We start from the raw sequence: 19134 nt of genomic DNA, 5'->3' as shown, positions 1-19134 counted from the left end.
TTCATCAGGATATATGACTCAGTCAAAATAAGAGGCTCGCTCATTTAATAACAGTAAAAGAAAAGGAGGAATAGATATGGAAAGCAGACCATATTCTTGGGTTGCACTTGATCCTGACTGTGACCATCCGTTAGATGACAAAGAGAAAGATAAAGAAAAACACGAAAGAAAATGTCATTGCGACGTTTGCTGTAATGGCAATGGTTTTTTTGGCAACGACAACGCCTTCATCGACCAAGATCTAGCTCAAGCAAATCTCAACAAACAAGTATCAGATGAAACGAGGGCTTGTCAAGAAAAGTGTGTAAGTTATTCTAGATATTTCTTCACACGTTCCTTTAGGTGGTCATGAACTAATAGTTGATTCATGACCATAGCCCATTGCTGGATGCGTCCACCATCCCATTTCTTTTCTAATTCTTTTGTTCGTAAAAACAATATTTTTAATAGGGCATTCTCATGGGGGAATGCTCCTTTTTTCGTGACTTTTCGAAAGCTAGAGTGGATACTTTCAACGGCATTTGTAGTGTACATGATTTTACGAATATTACCACCATAATCGAAAAGTTGTTCCACATGAGAAAAGTTTCGTTTCCATACGTCTACAGCTCCAGGGTACGTAGACCACTGCTTTTCAAAAGATTCAAATGCACTGTGACAAGCCTTAAGGCTTGGAGCTCCATACACTTTCTTTAAGGCAGCAGTAAAAGGCTTGTAGTCTTTACTTGGTATATACTTAATCGAATTTCGAATTAAATGAACAATACATCTCTGTACGGTCACATCAGGAAAAATCGCACGTGCTCCTTCTTCCAGACCACTAACGCCATCCATTGAGAGAAAGAAGATATCTTCTACACCACGAGATTTGATTTCATCAAAAATTTGCATCCATTTATGTTTACTTTCCGTTTCATTCAACCACAAACCTAGAATGTCCTTTTTACCTTCTATGGTATATCCTAGTATTGTGTAAACGGCATACTTCTTCGTTTCATAGTCATTACGAATGGTTGTGTAAAGACAATCGACAAACACAAAAGGGTAACAGTTACTTAAGGGACGATTTTGCCACTCTTCTAAATTAGGAAGTACAGTATCCGTAATGTCGGATACCATTTCATGAGATACAGAAAAGCCATAGATGTCTTCTATCGTGGAAGAAATGTCTCGTTGTGACATTCCTCTGGCATACATCGAAATGACCTTATCCTCTATAGAGGATACATCTCTTTTACGCTTTGGAATCAACTGCGGTTCAAATGAACCATCACGATCACGGGGGACTGCAATTTCAACTTCTCCTGCTGTTGTTTTCACGATCTTTTTGCCATATCCATTTCTTCTATTTCTTGTTTCTTTTTCTCCCTTGTCATTGGATTCATAGCCCAAATGGTGATTCATTTCACCTTTTAGCATTGACTCAAACATGGGACCAAATATGTCTTTTAATGCTTCTTGCATATCTTCTACTGATTTAGGCTGATACTGTTCGATAATCTTGTTAGCTAATTCTACGGAGTTCGGATCTCTTTTCAATTTCCCCACTGAAACCACTCCTTTAGCTTTATACTTATTATTCTATCAAATAAAAAACTGTGTGAGTAAGGAACCGTACGCATTCCTTACTTACACAGTTAATATTACACTCCCTGAAACGATTATTATTAGAGATTCTTGTGACATCAATGTTACATCTACAGACGTTCAAGCCGTAACATCAGTTGTAACAGCACTTAATGCCGCTGTCGTAACGGCAACTCTGACATCAATTGCAGACGGCGTAATTGCCGAATTAGTCGCACAAGATTTGTTACAGCTTACAGCCAACAAACAAGTAAACCGCCAAAAACTTCTCATCGAATGTTCCCGCGGCGTAAACGTCACAACAGTAGATGCCGATATCGCAACCCTTATCTCTACAGCAACAAATACACTCGTAGCCATCCTAGTTATCACTCTTGTCCTCTAGAACCTAAAAGCAGAGCTAAAAACGCTCTGCTTTTTCTTATTTTCCAAGCATATGATGAATATATAGACGTTCACCCACACCAAGTGGGGCACGGGTACATATGTTGTTAAGGACTAAAGTCAAATACCCTATAAAGAAGGAGCTGAAATCAATGAGCTGCGGAAAAACCCATGGCCGGCATGAGAACTGTGTATGCGATGCAGTGGAAAAGATTTTAGCAGAGCAGGAGGCAGTTGAAGAACAGTGTCCGACTGGCTGCTATACCAACCTTTTAAACCCTACGATTGCTGGAAAAGACACAATTCCGTTTCTCGTTTTTGATAAAAAAGGCGGATTGTTCTCCACATTCGGAAACGTGGGGGGATTTGTGGATGATATGCAATGCTTTGAATCCATTTTCTTCCGCGTCGAAAAATTATGCGATTGCTGTGCAACACTTTCTATTTTACGCCCGGTCGATGTCAAAGGCGATACCTTAAGTGTTTGCCACCCTTGCGACCCGGATTTCTTCGGGCTAGAAAAAACAGATTTCTGCATTGAAGTGGATCTCGGATGCTTCTGCGCGATTCAGTGCCTGTCACCAGAGCTAGTTGACAGAACATCGCCTCATAAAGATAAAAAGCATCATCACAATGGATAAACACTTGTAAAGAGGAATCCCCTTCCAAACTCTATTACAGGTGCAAATCATTCAGCTGCTTCCAGCGTGAGGCAGCTGACTCTCCATCATTTCGCCAGTCTCAAATTTATAAGGCAGGAGGGATAATATGAGCCAGAAAACATCAAGCTGCGTGCGTGAAGCTGTAGAAAATATTGAAGATCTGCAAAACGCTGTTGAAGAAGACTGCCCGACAGGCTGCCACTCTAAGCTTTTATCTGTAAGCCATTCGTTAGGCGACACAGTGCCTTTTGCAATATTTACATCAAAATCAACGCCATTAGTCGCCTTCGGAAATGTCGGCGAACTCGATAACGGCCCTTGCTTTAATACAGTATTTTTCAGGGTTGAAAGAGTGCATGGAAGCTGCGCAACACTGTCATTATTAATCGCATTTGACGAACACAAACACATTTTGGACTTCACCGATAAAGATACGGTGTGTGAAGTGTTCCGACTCGAAAAAACGAACTACTGTATTGAAGTTGACTTAGACTGCTTCTGCGCAATCAACTGCTTAAATCCTCGATTAATCAATCGTACACATCATCATTAATCATAAGCTGGAAAAGCTTGCAGGCCTGCAGGCTTTTCTCTATGTAAAAAAGCTGTCCGGCAACATCAGCCGGGCAGCTTTTTTCTTTTTCGTTAAAAACCGAGCGGGTGCAAAGAGGTAATATCATCGATTGCCAGTTCGGTTGGGGCTCCGTTTCCTGTTGTTCGAAGCAGGACGGAATCATTTCTTCTTCCGACAATCACGCCCCTGTACGTTCTTCCATTGGCTTCAATCAAACAAAGCGCTCTCGGCATGTTATGAGGCAGCTTTGTTAAAAAATCAATTTTTTCGTGGATCGTCATCTTGCTCATCGGTTTTTTCACTTTTCGTGCCGGCGGTGCTTTTTCCTCCGCTTTATCAGCACTATGGACAGCTTCCGGTTCTTTCTCAGGCTTCCGGGCCTCAAGTGCAGGCTCTTCCTTTTTTTCTGCTTTCGGGGGCTCGTGTTCGACGGTTTCTTCTACGGCCTGCGGCTCTGCTTTCTGTTCCTCCTGGCTTTTTATGTTCTCTGGCTCTCTCACCTCTTGTGTTTGCTGACTCACTGGTTCGGCTGCAGGCTTTTGGTCTTCTTGCAGGACATCCTGTGCCACGGCTTCCTCCTGCTGCTTCTCATGGTAAGCCGGCTTTTCCTCAGCTTTTGGCGGAGCGGGTTTGTCGGCCTTTCTTTTGATGACAATCTCCTGCATGGATGACCTTGTAGTTTCTGCATAATCCGGCTGAACAATATACATGAGCGGTTTTTTATCCGCGTTTCTTTTCTTATTAGACATCTTCATCCCTCCGATTGTGTCATATTCTATCTATATGACAGAAAGCTGAAAATCAGAAGAAATAAAAAAGCAATCCCTATTCGGGATTGCTTGATGTAGATCCTGCTTAGCGGGCAGTGATATGGAAACCTGAATCAACGTGAAGATTTTCACCTGTAATCCCGCGGGACATATCGCTGAACAAGAACGCAGCTGTATCGCCCACTTCTTCAGGTGTTGTCGTGCGGCGAAGCGGTGCACGCTCTTCGATGTCTTTTAAGATAGAGTTGAAATCGCTGATGCCTTTAGCAGATAATGTTCTGATCGGGCCGGCAGAAATGCTGTTGACGCGGATATTTTCTTTTCCTAAGTCAGCAGCTAAATATTTCACACTTGCATCAAGAGAAGCTTTTGCTACACCCATGACGTTGTAGTTTGGCATCACAAGCTCTCCGCCAAGGTACGTCAAAGTGACAATGCTTCCGCCTTCAGTCATCATCGGACGTGCCGCTTTGACAACAGCAGTCAGAGAATATGAGCTGATGTTATGAGCCAAAAGGAAGCCGTCACGATTTGTGTTTAAGTATTCGCCGACAAGCTCTTCTTTGTTGGCAAACGCGATACAATGCGCGATACCGTGGATTACACCGACCTGCTCCTTAATGCTTGCGAAGCAAGTTTCGATTTCTGCGTCGTTTGTAACATCGCAAGGGAGGATGATGGAATCGTTGCGGTCTAATGTTCCGGCAAGCTCGTGAACGGATTTCTCCAGGCGTTCACCAGCGTATGTGAAAATCAAACGTGCACCCGCTTCGTGTAAAGAACGCGCAATGCCCCAGGCGATGCTGCGTTTGTTGGCTACCCCCATCACAACAATGTTGCGGCCTTCAAGTGAAAAATTCATATGTATAAAGCCTCCTATATTTAATAAAGACATAGTATTAGTACCTGATCTTAATTCCTATCATATCATAACCTTGTCCAGATGAAAAGCGCATACCGTAGCAAACGCAAAAGAGATCACCATCAGCTGGTGATCTCATCGGCTTGTATTTAAGCTGTTTCGTTTAAAAGCGAAATGGTTTGTCGGCCCGTGTCCCGATCCGATGCCGAGCGTATTTTCCACCGCTTCACGGACAAAGTTGGCCGCAACCTCAAATGCCTGATGGATGCTGTCTCCTTTAGCCGTTTGGGCCGTTAAAGCCGCAGCAAAGGTGCAGCCTGTGCCATGCGTATGCTTCGTATTGATATAAGGATGGGTGATTTGCATAAACATGCTGCCATCAAAAAGAAGGTCAGTAATGTGATTGTCTTCAGGCTGGTGCCCGCCTTTGATAATGACATGCTGCGCACCCATCTTGACGAGCTGCTCCGCTGCTTTTTTCCGGTCATCCAGCGAGCTGATTGTCATTCCTGTCAGCGTTTCTGCTTCCGGGACATTCGGCGTAATCGCGTAGCTTCTTGGAATGAGCAACTCCTTTAAGGTGGCAACTGACTCATCACGCAGCAAGGATGCCCCGCCCTTTGCGATCATAACCGGATCAACAATTACACGATTGAATCCGTACTCGTCAATTTTTCTTGCCACTTCTTCAATCATGTCGGCATTCCAGAGCATTCCCGTCTTAACTGCATCCGGTCTCAAATCCTCAGCAACAGCGTCAATTTGCTGTCTCAACGTCTCTACAGTCAGCGGATGCACACCGTGAACGCCAAGCGTATTTTGAGCGGTTACCGCCGTAATCGCAGACATTCCGAATACATCAAGCTCTTGAAAGGTTTTAATATCAGCCTGTATCCCTGCGCCGCCGCCTGAATCTGATCCGGCGATTGTCAATGCTTTATATATACTCATTACACTACACTCCTTTTATTACCCGATCCATTTATGATAAATGGATTTTGCCCGGGCAATATCATTTGTTCCATGGATCAAAGCTCTGCCGTCCCGGAACAGCACCATTTTCATATCATCCGAGCGGCAGGAAATTAAATACGGGTTCGCAGCTACTTCAAGCCCGGCCTGCCTCAGCTGAACGGCAAGCGCTTCAAGATCCGCTTCTTTCGTAATAGATGATCTGATCTGCACCGTGTTCCTGCCGCACAATACAGCCGCTTTTGTTTGATTTTCATATGACAAAAACGGAAAATCCTTTGTGCCGCAGCTTGGGCATGCGTCATGTTTGAGACTGGCCGCTCTCACTTCTGACCGCTCATTTTTCCACAAATCAAAGGAGCGCAGCACCGGCTCGCACTCCCCTCCCGTCAGCAGCTTCAGTGCATCTGTTACCTGAAAGACTGCTACCTGCAAAACAGCCGGACTGATGATGCCGGCTGTGTCACATGTTGCTCCGCCAATCGGAAGTGTATCGAGCAAGCAATGCAGGCAAGGAGTAGAACCCGGCACCACGGTAAAGGTAAGGCCGTAGCTCCCTACACAGGCACCGTAAAGAAAAGGAATCCCTTCCTTTACCGCAGCATCATTTACGATCAGGCGAGTTTCAAAATTATCAGCCGCATCCACTATAATTGATGCATCCCTAATCAGCTCGAAGATATTTTCTGCTGTCACATCCATGACAAGGCCGGTCACATCAACATCGCTGTTAATCGAACGGAGACGGCGCTCCGCAGCGGCTGCTTTCGGCATTTCTTTTTTGACATCATCTTCTGTATAAAGCTGCTGGCGCTGGAGGTTGCTCCATTCAACATAATCTCTGTCGGCAATTTTCACAGAGCCGACTCCCGCTCTCACCAGCATTTCTGCACTGGCTGTTCCGAGCGCGCCGGCGCCGATAATCACGGCGCGCGCTTCTTTCAATTTTTTCTGGCCGGATGGGCCGATCGGAGCAAACAGCTCCTGCCTTGAATACCTGCCCGTCATACAGGAAGACCTTCTCCCGGACTGCTTGCCGTTCCGTATTGCTTAAGCGGGATTCGGCCCGCCTCATAAGAAAGGCGTCCTGCTTCCACCGCGAGCTTCATGGCACGAGCCATTTTCACAGGATCGTCAGCTCCCGATACAGCCGTATTGAGCAGTACGCCATCCGCTCCAAGCTCCATTGCGTATGCCGCATCTTTAGGCGAGCCGATTCCAGCATCCACGATGACCGGCACTTTCGCCTGTTCAATAATAAACGACAGATTCAAAGGATTTAAGATTCCTTGTCCTGATCCAATCGGAGATGCACCCGGCATGATGGCATGAACGCCGAGCTCTTCCAGCTTTCTCGCCAGCACAACGTCATCCGACGTGTACGGGAGCACAATAAAGCCTTCTTCAAGAAGCTGTTCAGACGCTTTTAATGTCTCAACAGGGTCAGGCAGCAAGGAACGGCTGCATCCGATGACTTCAACTTTAATCATGTCACAAAGGCCTGACGCTTTTGCCAGCCTTGCAATCCGAACCGCTTCTTCAGCAGTGCTGGCGCCCGCTGTATTCGGCAAAAGCGTATATTTGGATAAATCAAGCTGTTCCAGAAAATTCGGCTGAGATGCATCAAAGATGTTCATTCTCCGCACAGCAAAGGTTAAAATATCAGACTCGGAAACAGCTACTGCTTCCTTTTGAATGTCAAACGATGGGTATTTCCCCGTGCCCAGCAGCAATCTTGATTGAAATGATTTTCCGCCAATTGTTAACATGCTCATCCGCCTCCTACAAAATGGACAATTTCAATGACATCACGATCACAAAGCTCAACCTCGTGATAGCGTTCTTTCCCGATTATTTCTTTATTTCTTTCCACGATAACGATTTTATTTTCAAGCTGATACGACGCCAGCAGGTCTTGAATTGTACCTGTGTCTTTTTCCCACTTCACGTCTTTACCGTTCAGCTGTAGCATCATATCTGAACCGCCTCCTTGCGATCAATTCGGAATGCGTGCAGCCAGTCTTGGTTGACCTCTTTATTCATGATGAGATCACTGATCAAAGCGCCCGTTGCGGGAGCAAGCAGGATCCCATTTCTGAAATGGCCCGCCGCAAATAAAATACGGCTGTCCTCAGGATGTCTGCCGATGTACGGTTTTCCATCCTTTGTTCCCGGCCGGAGTCCCGCCCAAAAACGATCCACCTTCATATTCTGTATAGCCGGCAGCATCGTTTTTGCTTTTTTCATAACCGATTCCAATCCGCCAAGATCCGGTGTTTCACTCCAGTCTCCCGGCTTCATTGTCGCGCCGACAACCAGTTTGCCGCTTTTTCTCGGTACGATATAGCAGTGATCATGGTAAAGCGTTTTTGTCAGCGGGATATCATCATTCCAAACGGACAGGCACTCCCCTTTTACAGGGAGAAAAGCATTGTTCAGTCCAAGCTGTTTAAAAAACATTCCGCTCCACACCCCGCTGGCAACGACAACATGATTAGCCCATACGTCTCCGCTAGGGGTCTTGATGGACAGGGCTTCACCGTCACGTTCGACATGCAGGACAGGCGTATGCTCAAAAATCTCCGCCCCAAGCATTTTTGCTGCTTTCACATATGCCTTGCAAACAAAATAAGGCTCCACATGCACATCATCCTGAATAAAAGATGCACCAAAGATGTCACCAGACGCATACGGCTCTTTTTCTAACACCTCTTCTTTTGAATACCAGCTGACAGAGTCCAAATCGTCCATCTGTCTCAGCTGCAACATATCTTCTTCAGAAAATGCAAGCTTAAACATACCGCCGTTATGCTGCCTGATATCCACACCGGATAATGCATAAAGCTCTTCTCCAAGACCTTTGTACAGACGCTGGCTGTGCATGGCGAAATCAAAAAACGCGTCACGTTCCTCGCATTCGGCATGGGCGCCCAGCATTCCGGCAGCGGCACTTGTCGTTCTGCCGCCCATTGTTCCGCTTTCAAACAATGCGGTGCTTTTGTTTTCCTTTGCCAAATAATAAGCAATCGCGGAACCGATAATTCCGCCTCCAATCACCACTGCTTCATAATGCCTTTTCATAGCGCATCTCCTTTAGCTTGCGGGAATATCGTCTGGCTGCTTCCAAGGGCTCAGCGGAAGAGAAAATTCCTGACATAACAGCGATGCCGTCTGCCCCTGCTTGTTTTACGTCTCTTAACCTGTCCGGCGTCATCCCCCCGATGGCTATAACCGGGATGGAAATCCGCTGTTTGATAGTTGACAGCAAAGATACTCCTCTGCCTTCAAGACCCTTTTTGCAATCCGTTTCAAACACATGGCCGAACAGCACGTAGTCCGCGTCTTCCTTTTCTGCTTGAACCGCTTCCTCCAGTGAATGCACCGACCTCCCGATATGAAGGTGTGGAAATCTGGCTCTGACCTGCTTCGGTGAAAAGCTGCCGCTTGGCAGCTGCACGCGGTGAATAGTAGAGAAAAGTGCAATATCCACGCGCCCGTTCATCACCAGTTTTCGTTTATCTATACCGCCTTCAAAAATAAGCTCGAGCAGTTTCAGAATATCCGCCGCCGATTTTGAGCGTTCCCGAATGTGAATAAAATCAACTTCATTCTGAATCGAAATGATGGTTCTCGCTAGCTCTTCTACCGGCTTGCTGTCATCCGTTATGGCGTGAAGCTCCACATTCCTCCACCTCTTTTATGGCGCTGTCAGACCAGCCTTCTTTTCGATAGGCCATTCCCCAAAATTGATATTCATAGTAGCTGGAGATGACAAAATTCTCTTTCATCTTGGCACGCACTTCCTCCGTGCTGTTTTCCGCCAGCTCATCAAAGCGGTTGATTTGCTCCTCAACCTGTTGTCTAAACCAGTCACCGCCGTACGTCCCAATCCACTTTTGATAAATCGGATGCCCAGGATCGCAATGCAGCAATTTCTCACCAACCTCGTAATAAAGCCAGTAGCATGGCAGCAGGGCCGCTAAGATTTCTGCGAAATTCCCGCTCAAAACCGAACGGTACATATGGGATGTATAAGAGTACGCTGTAGGAGACGGCTTAAACGCCTTACGCTCTTCCTCGCTGATTTCCAACAGCTCGGCAAACTCGCGATGAAGCGCCATTTCCGCCTCATATGTACCTTGGGCATGGCTTGCCATCCGCCCCGTTGTAAAAAGGTCCTTCGCATAAGCTGCGCCAAATGACTGCACCTTTGCAAAATGCGTTAAATAATAGGAATCCTGAAGTACGTAGTATTTAAAACGGTCAATCGGAAGCGTTCCGTCACCGATTCCTTGAACGAACGGATGGACAAAGCTCCCCTCCCACCATTCTGCGGCTGCGCTGCGGCATTCTTCTGAAAACTTCACAAATCATTCCCCCTCTGAAAATAAAAAAACCACTTTCCCGCAAGGAAAAGTGGTTTGGAATTGGCATAGTAAAATAACACAAATACCGCTCCACTTCCCTACGCAGGTCTGAACCTGTTCAAGTTATGAGGGTCTAAAAGTCACACTTTTATCTCAGCCCTTATGAAGGACACCCCTAGTGGTTAAACGAATACATATTGAATTGTTCTGCATCTCTATATTAACACGAATCCTTATTTGGTCAAGATTTATCCTTCCAATGTTTTCTTAAGATCCGTTACGTACCCCCGAGATCCGGTGACAATTAAACGGTCTCCAAGTTTCAGCCTCGTATCCCCATGAGGAACGATGCTGTCCACACCTCTGAAGATCCTGACAAAGATGACGTCACCTGTTAAAGGGAATTCCCGTAAAATGACACCATCATATTTACTGTTCTCCATATTAATTTGATACAGCGAAGACTCTTGGTTCGTGAGCAGCTTCATGACGCCAGGCGCTTCAATCAGTGCGCGAAGCAGCGTTTTTGTCGACAGCAGAATAGAAAAGATGCTGATTCCCTGCTCCTTCAGAGCTGCTTCATGCTCCGGTGATCCTACGCTTGCAATGACTCTTTCTGTGCCTTTATCTTTTGCAAGTAATGAAATGTCTGCATTCATATCTTCATTTCCTGTCGCCACAACGAGGATATCCGTTTCAAAAATGCCGAGTGATTCAAGCGTCTCGTGTTCATAGTCAGAAATTGTTTCAACAGCAAACACTGATTCTGACAGCTTTTCCTCCGCATTCTCTTGGTAGACGTGTACAACACGCACGTCATACTCTTCCTCTGGCAATTCGAGTGTAACAGGCAAAGTCATTTGATTGGCGCCAATGAACGTAATCGTCTTTTTCTCCTCCGGCTGCTCTTCCCGTTTGTATAATTTTTTAAAACAGATCGGCGTAAAAATACTTGCAATGACGGCTACTAAAATGAGCGCTCCTGACATATTTGCGCTGATCACGTGAAGCTGCTGCCCGATTGTTGCAGCGGCAATCACGAGCGAAAGCGTTGATGTCAGCAAGAAGCCAGACGCGAAAATGGTTCGGTTATCATACCACTTCTTTAGGTACATGACAGGAATGATTTTGCTGACTAACAGCGCCAGCAGCAGGAGCGGAATCATGATTAAAATTGTTTTATCCTGAAAAAGAGTCCAAATATCAAGCTTCACACCGACCATCACAAAGAAAATCGGTATTAAGAACCCATAACCAAATGAATCCAGCTGCTGAACAAGTTCTTTGTTTGGCGAAAGCAGGGAAACGAGAACCCCCGCTAAGAAAGCGCCGAGAATATTTTCCGCCCCAAGTGATTCAGACAGGGCAACGAGTACAATAATTAACGTAAAAATGGCACGCGTCCCGATCTGGATCGTTCCTTTTGACATGGATTGAACAAAAGAGCGATGTTTGAAGACCCGGCCGAAAAAGTAAAGCACCACTCCGGCCGCAAACAGGATCATCAGGAGCCACATGTTTCCGCTGTCCTCTCCGTATAAAGAAGAAAAAACAGCAAGAAGAATCATCGTGGCCAAATCAGCAATAACAGCAACAAGCAAAATAATCTGCCCGATATTCGAATTCATGATCCGTTCTTCTTTTAATGTTGGAACGACAACGCCTAATGAAATCGTTGAAATAATCAGGGTCATCAAAAATGCATTTTGGATAAATCCGGCCAAGACGAACCCATAGGACAAGAGCAATGATAAAATAAAAATACCGACGAAAATAACAGATGCCGCAGCAAACGTATTCGGCGCTTCCTTGCCATTCGGCAGGAACTGCTTTTTCTTTCCTTTCTCAAACGACGAAAAATCAATTTCAAGCCCGCTTAAAAACATTAAAAAGATAAATCCGAGCATAGAGAGTGTTTGGAGCCAGGTGTCACCCTCCACAACTAAATTAAGGCCGCTTTTCCCAATAATCAGCCCCATAATGATTTCAGCAACAACAACCGGGATGCTGAGTTTAAACCGATGCAAAAGGATGGGTGTCAAAAATGCAACGATAAGTACAACAACTAAAGATGCGACAGATGTATGCGCCATAATCAGAACCTCCTTTTTAAGTCAGGGTTATGCCAGTTCTCACTCAGAGAACAAAACCTCATTTTTAAAAAACATAACGCGATTTTAACAAGGGTGATGATGAAAAATAAAGTGATAAGGTCTTAATCCTGTTTAGAAAATGATTCTTCTTCTATAATTTGCACATAAAAGCTTGTGATGACTCACAACACTTTGCTTCATAATAAATAAAACAATCGGTAAGGAGGATACCGCATGGCTTACGATATCATCAGCGATATTCATGGCTGCTATGACGAAATGACTGCATTAATCCAAAAGCTTGGCTATACAATCAAAAATGGAGTACCTGTCCATGAAGAAGGCAGGGTGCTTGTTTTTGCCGGAGATTTAACTGACAGAGGGCCTAAATCGATAGAAGTCATCCGATTTGTAGCCGGCGCTTACGAAAAAGGCGCTGTACGTTATGTCCCGGGAAACCATTGCAATAAATTATATCGTTACTTAAAAGGAAATCCGGTAAAAGTGATGCATGGTCTCGAAACAACAGCGGCAGAGCTTGAGGAACTTTCCAAAGATGAGAGAAAAGCAGTCAGCGAACAGTTTATGAAGCTGTACGAAACAGCGCCGCTTTACGACATCTTACATAATGGAGAATTAGTTGTCGCCCATGCTGGCATAAGAGCTGACGATATCGGCAAATATACCCGCAGAGTGAAGGACTTTGTGCTTTACGGTGACGTGACGGGTGAAACATATCCGGACGGCAGACCCGTCAGACGTGATTGGGCGGCAGCCTATAATGGAAAGGCTTGGGTGGTATACGGTCATACACCTGTGAAAGAGCCTCGGAAGGTCAATCGCACCATCAACATTGATACAGGCTGCGTGTTCGGAAATCAACTGACAGGCTTTCGCTTTCCAGAAATAGAAACCGTCTCTGTGCCAAGCTCCCTGCCTTACGACGAATCAAGATTTCGCCCCATATAAAAAAGGAGAGAATCAATGATTCTCTCCTTTTATCAGTTTTCTCATATCCTGAGGCAGTGGAGCATGAAACGTCATGTTCTCCTGTGTCAGCGGATGGATAAATGAAAGATGCTCGCTGTGCAGAGCCTGTCGGCCAATTTTCTGTCTCGTTCCGCCGTACAGTGTATCGCCGCACAACGGGTGCCCGAGATAGCTCATATGAACACGAATTTGATGGGTTCGTCCAGTCTCAAGCTGCAATGCCACCGAGGTCATGTCGTCATTTGCACATGTGACGTAAAAATGAGTAACAGCCTTCTGGCCGTCTGGCGTTACCGTCCGTTCAATAATACTGTCAGGATGTCTGCCAATCGGAGCATCGACTGTTCCCTCCATCTGTGCCATCCGCCCGTGAACCACTGCCGCATACCGGCGTTTCACAAGGCCGTTTTTTTGCGCAGACGATAAAATGGAGTGGGCAAATCGATGCTTGGCAACAAGCATGACACCTGATGTATCCCGGTCTAGCCGGGTGACAAGATGTACTGTCGCCCTCACTCCGGTTGTTTGATAATGATCAATAATTCCATTGGCAATGCTGCCGGAGGGGTGCTCTCTCGAAGGGATTGATGACACATACGGCTGCTTGTTTATCACAAGCACATGTTCATCCTCATAAAGGATATCGAGCGGAACAGGCTCTGCCAGCAGCGTCTCGCTCACCTGTTCCTCAGGAAACTTCACGATAAGAAGATCTCCCTCTTTCAAAACGTATTTGACCGTCACATGCTCACCGTTAATCTGCAGGTCTCCCCCGCCAAACTTAATATCGGTCAGCAGACGTTTCGAAATTCCCAGTTCACCGGCATATTCTTTTACAGTCATCCCGTCCTCAGCGGAAGTAATGTTCTTTCTGATAAAAAAATGCTCCACGATATGTCCTCTTTCTATTCACCTTTTCCAATAAACGAATCCTGGACTCTTTTCCAAAATGGAAACGGACGGAATCTCGCAAACCGCACTTTTTCGGATGCAACCTGGCAGCGGATCGACTTTACATCCTTATGGAGAAGGGTTAAATGGTCAATCGTCACTTGAAAGTCAACTTCGTTTCTCGGCTTAATCATGCAATCATGATGGGATGGGAGAAGCAGAGGTGACCCGACCGTACGGAACACGCGGTTATTAATTGAAGCCATTTCCGCAAGCTGGATCGCCCTGATAGACGGATGGATAATCGCTCCGCCCAGCGCCTTATTGTAGGCTGTGCTGCCTGATGGAGTTGACAGGCAGAGGCCGTCGCCCCGGAAGGTTTCAAAGAGCTGCCCTTTGATTTCCACATCTGCAACAAGGCTTCCTTCGATGCTTTTAATCGTACATTCATTCAAAGCTAAGTATCTTTCTTCCCGCTCGTTTTCGTGATAGGTCACAATGACTTCGAGAAGCGGATATTCGACTGTATGATACGGCGTTTTCGCGATGGCAAGAACAAGTTTTTCAATTTCATGAGGAACCCAGTCGGCATAAAAACCCAGATGACCTGTGTGAACGCCGACAAATGCTGTTTTGTCCAAGCGGTCGCTGTATCTGTGAAAAGCATACAAAAGCGTTCCGTCGCCTCCGACTGAAATAACGATTTCCGGTTCATTTTCATCTAGTTCCATATCAAAATCCAATAAATACGCCTGTATTTTGCTTTTCAGCGTATCAGAAACTTGATCTCCTTTTGATGATACGGCAAATTTCATGCTCTTCTTCCCCTTTACCTATTGTTGCTCGCTTCCTTTTTTCTTTCTTGAAAAGGCAGCTTGAGCTTCCTGTACTTCACCCCTGATCTCCGACATCTCTTCATCAAGCCGGGAAGCCGCTTCAGAAGCGCGCTGAAGCCTTAGTTTTACTTTTTCAGGAATGTTTCCGCTGTATTTATAATTCAATGAATGCTCAATGGTCGCCCAAAAATTCATCGCCAGTGTACGGATCTGTATTTCTACGAGAACATGCTTTTCTCCGGATACCGTCTGCAAAGGGTACAGCACAACAAGATGGTATGATCGGTATCCGCTCTCTTTATGTTCCGCAATATAATCCCTCTGATCCACAACGGTGAAATCTTTTCTGGCAAAAAGCATCTCTTTTACGATTTGGATGTCATCGACAAATTGGCACATGATTCTAAGGCCAGCAATGTCCTGCATGGTTTCAATTTCATGCAGCGGTATGCTTTTCCGTCTCGCTTTTTCAAGTATGCTCGCCACAGGCTTGACGCGTCCGGTCACAAATTCGATCGGTGAATGGTCGTCCTCGTATTCATATAGTGTGCGGATCCCCTTGAGCTTCACTTTCAACTCTTCGACAGCCTGGCGGTACGGCACTAAAAAACGCTCCCATTGTTTGTCATCCATCATACATCCCCCAATTCCGAACCAGTTTCTATAAAAACACGCGTTTCACTTTTTCTTCCATTTCTTCTCCATAGTTTGCATTATCTTTTATATTTTCTAAAAGATATTCCAGCTCCTCATGCAGGCCTGCCAGTTCAATTGTTTGGTCTCCTGCCTCTAAAACAACCGGTATTTTTTGTGCATGGGCCTGCTTCAGTTCCGGCCATACATGTTCCTTTATAATGACATATTCAAAAGAATCAGCTAATTCAAGTATGTATACAAAAGCAAAGTGGTCAGAATCAACAAGCATTTGACCTGACGGCTTGCGTTCCGCTTCGTTTCCTTCTGTCTGACAGGCAAGGCGAAGCTGATCATCCGATAATGTTGCATTCAAAATTTCGATTCTGTTTTGCATAATGCTCTCCTTTTTTAAACAAAGTACAGATTCATTTTATCATATCGAGCTCGATATTGATAAACCTAACATCTAAAGAGATAATAGTAAAAATAAGATTTACAGGGCGGAAAGGAAGAGCATCATGAGCCAAGAAATTGAAATCGAATTTAAAAACATGCTGACCAAACAAGAATTCAAAAACATAGCAGCGGCACTCCAGCTGACGGAAAAAGATTTTACAGATCAAAAGAATCATTATTTTGATACAGACAGCTTCGCGCTGAAACAAAAACATGCTGCGCTTCGTATCCGCAGAAAAAACGGAAAGTATGTCCTTACATTAAAGGAGCCGGCGGATGTGGGGCTTCTGGAAACGCACCAGCAGCTTTCAGAGGTATCAGATCTCGCTGGATTTTCAGTTCCCGAGGGCCCCGTGAAGGACCAGCTGCACAAGCTTCAGATCGATACGGATGCCATTCAATACTTTGGATCTTTAGCAACAAACCGTGCGGAAAAAGAAACAGAAAAAGGCTTAATAGTTTTAGACCACAGCCGATATTTAAATAAAGAGGACTATGAAATTGAATTTGAGGCGGCGGATTGGCATGAGGGCAGACAAGCCTTCGAGAAGCTGCTTCAGCAATTCAGCATTCCTCAGCGCGAAACCAAAAATAAAATTCTGCGTTTTTATGAAGAAAAACGAAAGTCTATATAAGGTGGAATGACATCGTGAATGTAACGAATTGGGCAGCTTTACTTCAGCTTCAGGCACTACAGTCCATATCTAATGCACGCAGCAGCTCGGACAATCAGAATACGGAAAGCCCGCTTTCAAGTTTCAGTTCTTTGCTCAGCCAATATACAAACGGTCTGGCATCTCAGCAATCAGCACCTTCTTCATCGCCAAGCCCGCTCAGCATGCTGAACAGCGCGAATACAACAGCGCCGTCACTGCTTTCAGCGTATGGGCTTAACTCATATACGAGCAGCAATTCAGGTTCAATCACAAAAGCGGCAGAAAGCACTGAAACAGCTGCTGCAGATTCAGCTTCAAACAAACATGAAGCAAATCAGATCAGTTCGGGAGACTTTTCTATTGACAGTGCGATTAAAAAAGCCGCTGATAAATATGGCGTTGATGAAAAACTGATCCGTGCCGTCATCAAACAGGAATCAGGCTTTAATGCAAAAGCGGTCAGCGGAGCAGGTGCGATGGGCCTCATGCAGCTGATGCCGTCAACAGCAAGCTCACTTGGCGTTTCCAATCCGCTTGATCCGCAGCAAAATGTGGAGGGCGGAACGAAATATTTAAAACAAATGCTGGATAAATACGACGGCAATGTGTCTATGGCATTAGCGGCTTACAACGCCGGACCGGGGAATGTTGACCGATACGGAGGCATTCCTCCTTTCCAAGAAACGCAAAACTATGTAAAAAAAATAACTTCAGCTTATTACGCGTAACCAGAGGTGCTCTTTCCCTCTGGTTTTTTTGCGAAGTGAAATCTTACGCATTCCTGATTTTTATGTGATATGATATGAAATACAAACCCCGGCTGTCAGCCGAAATGAGTCATCAAACGCATAAAAGGCAGTTTGTTTGTAGAAATGATGCCTTGTTGCTAAAATAAATCTAGATGAAACAATGAAATACAGAAAATTACTTTTTGCAATAGGATTTATGATTCCTATTAGCCATATTTAAAGGAGTAGTCAACATGGGACAATCGTTTAACGCACCTTATGAAGCGATTGGAGAGGAACTTCTATCGCAACTTGTTGATACTTTTTATGAGCGTGTCGCGTCTCATCCTTTGCTGAAGCCGATTTTTCCAAGCGATTTGACAGAAACCGCCAGGAAACAGAAGCAATTCTTAACTCAGTATTTAGGCGGGCCTCCGCTTTATACTGAGGAGCACGGCCATCCTATGCTCAGAGCAAGGCATCTTCCCTTTCCAATTACAAACGAGAGAGCTGATGCGTGGCTCAGCTGTATGAAGGACGCAATGGACCATGTAGGGCTGGAGGGCGAAATTCGTGAGTTTTTGTTTGGCCGGCTGGAGTTGACAGCAAGGCATATGGTGAATCAAACGGAAGCGGAGGATCGATCATCTTGACAAACTATCAGCATGAGCTATACTTCGCCCATTGCCACGGTCATCCAAAAAAACCGCTTGAAATTTATATGTTTGTAGACCCTTTATGTCCTGAATGCTGGTCCTTAGAACCCGTCATCAAAAAGCTGAAAATCAGATACGGACGTTTTTTCACCTTACGTATTATCGCTTCCGCAAGCCTTACCGCTTTAAATAAAAAGCGAAAAAAGCATCTTCTCGCAGAAGCATGGGAAAAGATCGCGAGCCGCTCTGGCATGTCATGTGACGGCAATGTCTGGTTCGAACAGGATCAGCCGCTTTCATCGCCTTATATGGCTGCTCTCGCTTTTAAAGCAGCCGAATTGCAAGGACGAAAAGCCGGCATGCAATTTCTCAGAAATATGCAGGAGAGCTTATTTGTTTCAAAGAAAAATATTACGGATGAAAACGTGCTTTTGGAGATTGCTGAAAATACAAGTCTCGATCTTGCAGAATTCAAAAAAGATCTGCATTCTCAAAGCGCGGTCAAGGCGCTTCAATGTGACATGAAAATCGCTGCTGAGATGGATGTTTCTGTTAATCCGACACTGACGTTTTTTAATACGCAGCATGAGGATGAAGGGCTGAAAGTTCCTGGCAGCTACTCATATGATGTATATGAAGAAATTTTATTTGAGATGCTTGGCGACGAGCCGAAGCCGTCGGAAACACCGCCTTTAGAATGTTTTATTGAATATTTCCGCTTCGTTGCCTCGAAAGAAATTGCTCTTGTATATGACCTGAGCCTTGAAGAGGTAGAAAAAGAAATGAAAAAACTGGCGTTTGCTAAAAAGGTTGCCAAAGTGGAAGCCAAACACGGAATGTTTTGGAAGTCTCTCAGCACTTATTCTGATGAATATCAATCATGTGAAAAATAGCCGCAGGCGTGCATATGCTTGAGGCTGTTTTTTTATGCCATAACCAAACATACGTTCCGTTTTTAGCGCTAAAGAAACCGCGCCGGGATAAGCGCGGTTTCATATGTCTTAACGACAACAA

Annotated in this window: 22 protein-coding genes, 2 pseudogenes and 1 riboswitch; of the genes and pseudogenes, 9 read left to right on the top strand and 15 right to left on the bottom strand. The window is 45.1% G+C overall.

From position 1 onward, the window contains the following. Positions 1-76 precede the first annotated feature (76 nt). Positions 77-304, top strand: a pseudogene (gene cotX, locus NSQ09_RS12230) (spore coat protein CotX); the annotation flags it as partial. Positions 305-309: 5 nt separating this feature from the next. Here the strand turns inward: cotX (NSQ09_RS12230) and NSQ09_RS12225 are convergent. Then, positions 310-1557 (bottom strand): IS256-like element ISBsu2 family transposase, encoded by a 1248-nt coding sequence (locus NSQ09_RS12225; protein WP_031600262.1) that lies wholly within the window; start codon positions 1555-1557, stop codon positions 310-312. A 97-nt stretch (positions 1558-1654) separates the two neighbouring features. On the opposite strand from NSQ09_RS12225, the pseudogene cotX (NSQ09_RS12220) reads away from it, so the two are divergent. From cotX (NSQ09_RS12220) to cotZ, 3 genes and pseudogenes are all read left to right on the top strand, one after another. Further along, positions 1655-1972: pseudogene (gene cotX / locus NSQ09_RS12220) on the top strand (spore coat protein CotX); the annotation flags it as partial. 151 nt (positions 1973-2123) lie between these two features. Further along, positions 2124-2612: a spore coat protein CotY gene (gene cotY, locus NSQ09_RS12215; protein WP_003239243.1), complete on the top strand. Its 489-nt coding sequence runs from the start codon at positions 2124-2126 to the stop codon at positions 2610-2612. Positions 2613-2739: 127 nt separating this feature from the next. Beyond that, the gene (gene cotZ / locus NSQ09_RS12210; protein WP_003244982.1) at positions 2740-3186 is read left to right on the top strand and encodes a spore coat protein CotZ; all 447 of its coding nucleotides are present in this window, start codon (positions 2740-2742) and stop codon (positions 3184-3186) included. Positions 3187-3278: 92 nt separating this feature from the next. On the opposite strand, the gene cotO is transcribed toward cotZ, so the two are convergent. From cotO to NSQ09_RS12160, 10 genes are all read right to left on the bottom strand, one after another. Then, a complete protein-coding gene (cotO, locus tag NSQ09_RS12205) occupies positions 3279-3962 on the bottom strand; it encodes a spore coat protein CotO (protein WP_128737751.1) in 684 nt (227 codons plus the stop codon). A gap of 100 nt (positions 3963-4062) precedes the next feature. Then, positions 4063-4839 carry an enoyl-ACP reductase FabI gene (fabI, locus tag NSQ09_RS12200; RefSeq protein ID WP_003232896.1) on the bottom strand — a complete coding sequence of 259 codons (777 nt, stop codon included), beginning with the start codon at positions 4837-4839 and terminating at the stop codon, positions 4063-4065. 135 nt (positions 4840-4974) lie between these two features. Beyond that, the gene (gene thiD / locus NSQ09_RS12195) at positions 4975-5790 is read right to left on the bottom strand and encodes a bifunctional hydroxymethylpyrimidine kinase/phosphomethylpyrimidine kinase (RefSeq protein ID WP_003245050.1); all 816 of its coding nucleotides are present in this window, start codon (positions 5788-5790) and stop codon (positions 4975-4977) included. An 18-nt stretch (positions 5791-5808) separates the two neighbouring features. Further along, positions 5809-6819 (bottom strand): thiazole biosynthesis adenylyltransferase ThiF, encoded by a 1011-nt coding sequence (thiF, locus tag NSQ09_RS12190; RefSeq protein ID WP_341031521.1) that lies wholly within the window; start codon positions 6817-6819, stop codon positions 5809-5811. Next, positions 6816-7586 (bottom strand): thiazole synthase, encoded by a 771-nt coding sequence (thiG, locus tag NSQ09_RS12185; RefSeq protein ID WP_129137584.1) that lies wholly within the window; start codon positions 7584-7586, stop codon positions 6816-6818. The genes thiF and thiG overlap by 4 nt, the downstream gene beginning before the upstream one ends. Further along, positions 7583-7783, bottom strand: coding sequence for a sulfur carrier protein ThiS (thiS, locus tag NSQ09_RS12180; protein WP_072173897.1), 201 nt, complete (start codon positions 7781-7783; stop codon positions 7583-7585). The genes thiG and thiS overlap by 4 nt, the downstream gene beginning before the upstream one ends. Beyond that, positions 7783-8892, bottom strand: coding sequence for a glycine oxidase ThiO (gene thiO, locus NSQ09_RS12175; RefSeq protein WP_210216518.1), 1110 nt, complete (start codon positions 8890-8892; stop codon positions 7783-7785). The genes thiS and thiO overlap by 1 nt, the downstream gene beginning before the upstream one ends. Then, the gene (gene tenI, locus NSQ09_RS12170; protein ID WP_014479457.1) at positions 8876-9493 is read right to left on the bottom strand and encodes a thiazole tautomerase TenI; all 618 of its coding nucleotides are present in this window, start codon (positions 9491-9493) and stop codon (positions 8876-8878) included. The genes thiO and tenI overlap by 17 nt, the downstream gene beginning before the upstream one ends. Further along, the gene (tenA, locus tag NSQ09_RS12165) at positions 9468-10178 is read right to left on the bottom strand and encodes a thiaminase II (protein ID WP_014476446.1); all 711 of its coding nucleotides are present in this window, start codon (positions 10176-10178) and stop codon (positions 9468-9470) included. The genes tenI and tenA overlap by 26 nt, the downstream gene beginning before the upstream one ends. 78 nt (positions 10179-10256) lie before the next feature. Continuing rightward, positions 10257-10365: riboswitch (TPP riboswitch) on the bottom strand. Positions 10366-10426: 61 nt separating this feature from the next. After that, positions 10427-12271: a monovalent cation:proton antiporter family protein gene (locus NSQ09_RS12160; protein WP_017695687.1), complete on the bottom strand. Its 1845-nt coding sequence runs from the start codon at positions 12269-12271 to the stop codon at positions 10427-10429. A 234-nt stretch (positions 12272-12505) separates the two neighbouring features. On the opposite strand from NSQ09_RS12160, the gene prpE reads away from it, so the two are divergent. Continuing rightward, positions 12506-13240 (top strand): bis(5'-nucleosyl)-tetraphosphatase PrpE, encoded by a 735-nt coding sequence (gene prpE, locus NSQ09_RS12155; RefSeq protein WP_015383361.1) that lies wholly within the window; start codon positions 12506-12508, stop codon positions 13238-13240. Between the two features lie 12 nt (positions 13241-13252). Here prpE and NSQ09_RS12150 read toward each other — a convergent pair whose 3' ends face one another. Genes NSQ09_RS12150 through NSQ09_RS12135 form a run of 4 tightly spaced genes read right to left on the bottom strand, consistent with a single transcriptional unit; the run spans position 13253 to position 16018 of the window. After that, positions 13253-14152 (bottom strand): RluA family pseudouridine synthase, encoded by a 900-nt coding sequence (locus NSQ09_RS12150; protein WP_017695686.1) that lies wholly within the window; start codon positions 14150-14152, stop codon positions 13253-13255. Between the two features lie 14 nt (positions 14153-14166). Then, complete coding sequence (locus NSQ09_RS12145; RefSeq protein ID WP_003232918.1) at positions 14167-14967, bottom strand: NAD kinase; 801 nt, start codon at positions 14965-14967, stop codon at positions 14167-14169. 18 nt (positions 14968-14985) lie between these two features. Continuing rightward, entirely contained in the window at positions 14986-15621 is a 636-nt protein-coding gene (gene yjbM, locus NSQ09_RS12140; RefSeq protein ID WP_003245294.1) for a GTP diphosphokinase, read from the bottom strand. A gap of 28 nt (positions 15622-15649) precedes the next feature. Further along, the gene (locus NSQ09_RS12135; protein WP_003232922.1) at positions 15650-16018 is read right to left on the bottom strand and encodes a UPF0738 family protein; all 369 of its coding nucleotides are present in this window, start codon (positions 16016-16018) and stop codon (positions 15650-15652) included. Between the two features lie 124 nt (positions 16019-16142). Here NSQ09_RS12135 and NSQ09_RS12130 point away from each other — a divergent pair, with 124 nt between their 5' ends. The 4 genes from NSQ09_RS12130 to spxH all read left to right on the top strand — a co-directional run bounded on the left by NSQ09_RS12130 (position 16143) and on the right by spxH (position 19013). Then, complete coding sequence (locus NSQ09_RS12130) at positions 16143-16715, top strand: CYTH domain-containing protein (protein WP_015252351.1); 573 nt, start codon at positions 16143-16145, stop codon at positions 16713-16715. Positions 16716-16729: 14 nt separating this feature from the next. After that, positions 16730-17464 carry a bifunctional muramidase/murein lytic transglycosylase gene (gene cwlQ / locus NSQ09_RS12125; protein ID WP_041351533.1) on the top strand — a complete coding sequence of 245 codons (735 nt, stop codon included), beginning with the start codon at positions 16730-16732 and terminating at the stop codon, positions 17462-17464. 254 nt (positions 17465-17718) lie between these two features. After that, on the top strand, positions 17719-18117 hold the full coding sequence (locus NSQ09_RS12120; RefSeq protein ID WP_003232928.1) for a globin domain-containing protein: 399 nt from the start codon (positions 17719-17721) through the stop codon (positions 18115-18117). Continuing rightward, a complete protein-coding gene (spxH, locus tag NSQ09_RS12115; protein WP_041340381.1) occupies positions 18114-19013 on the top strand; it encodes a protease adaptor protein SpxH in 900 nt (299 codons plus the stop codon). Before NSQ09_RS12120 ends, spxH begins: the two co-directional genes overlap by 4 nt. Positions 19014-19134: the final 121 nt, after the last annotated feature.

It is taken from the genome of Bacillus sp. FSL W8-1202 (assembly GCF_038006165.1).
GTDB lineage: Bacteria > Bacillota > Bacilli > Bacillales > Bacillaceae > Bacillus > Bacillus subtilis.
This window is presented reverse-complemented; position numbering and strand designations above follow the sequence as displayed.

Excerpts from the sequence above, each read along its gene's own strand:
- cotY (WP_003239243.1), top strand. The coding sequence starts at position 2,124 with ATGAGCTGCGGAAAAACCCATGGCCGGCATGAGAACTGTGTATGCGAT.
- cotZ (WP_003244982.1), top strand. The coding sequence starts at position 2,740 with ATGAGCCAGAAAACATCAAGCTGCGTGCGTGAAGCTGTAGAAAATATT.
- cotO (WP_128737751.1), bottom strand. The coding sequence starts at position 3,962 with ATGAAGATGTCTAATAAGAAAAGAAACGCGGATAAAAAACCGCTCATG.
- fabI (WP_003232896.1), bottom strand. The coding sequence starts at position 4,839 with ATGAATTTTTCACTTGAAGGCCGCAACATTGTTGTGATGGGGGTAGCC.
- thiD (WP_003245050.1), bottom strand. The coding sequence starts at position 5,790 with ATGAGTATATATAAAGCATTGACAATCGCCGGATCAGATTCAGGCGGC.
- thiF (WP_341031521.1), bottom strand. The coding sequence starts at position 6,819 with ATGACGGGCAGGTATTCAAGGCAGGAGCTGTTTGCTCCGATCGGCCCA.
- thiG (WP_129137584.1), bottom strand. The coding sequence starts at position 7,586 with ATGAGCATGTTAACAATTGGCGGAAAATCATTTCAATCAAGATTGCTG.
- thiS (WP_072173897.1), bottom strand. The coding sequence starts at position 7,783 with ATGCTACAGCTGAACGGTAAAGACGTGAAGTGGGAAAAAGACACAGGT.
- thiO (WP_210216518.1), bottom strand. The coding sequence starts at position 8,892 with ATGAAAAGGCATTATGAAGCAGTGGTGATTGGAGGCGGAATTATCGGT.
- NSQ09_RS12160 (WP_017695687.1), bottom strand. The coding sequence starts at position 12,271 with ATGGCGCATACATCTGTCGCATCTTTAGTTGTTGTACTTATCGTTGCA.
- prpE (WP_015383361.1), top strand. The coding sequence starts at position 12,506 with ATGGCTTACGATATCATCAGCGATATTCATGGCTGCTATGACGAAATG.
- NSQ09_RS12145 (WP_003232918.1), bottom strand. The coding sequence starts at position 14,967 with ATGAAATTTGCCGTATCATCAAAAGGAGATCAAGTTTCTGATACGCTG.
- yjbM (WP_003245294.1), bottom strand. The coding sequence starts at position 15,621 with ATGGATGACAAACAATGGGAGCGTTTTTTAGTGCCGTACCGCCAGGCT.
- NSQ09_RS12135 (WP_003232922.1), bottom strand. The coding sequence starts at position 16,018 with ATGCAAAACAGAATCGAAATTTTGAATGCAACATTATCGGATGATCAG.
- NSQ09_RS12130 (WP_015252351.1), top strand. The coding sequence starts at position 16,143 with ATGAGCCAAGAAATTGAAATCGAATTTAAAAACATGCTGACCAAACAA.
- NSQ09_RS12120 (WP_003232928.1), top strand. The coding sequence starts at position 17,719 with ATGGGACAATCGTTTAACGCACCTTATGAAGCGATTGGAGAGGAACTT.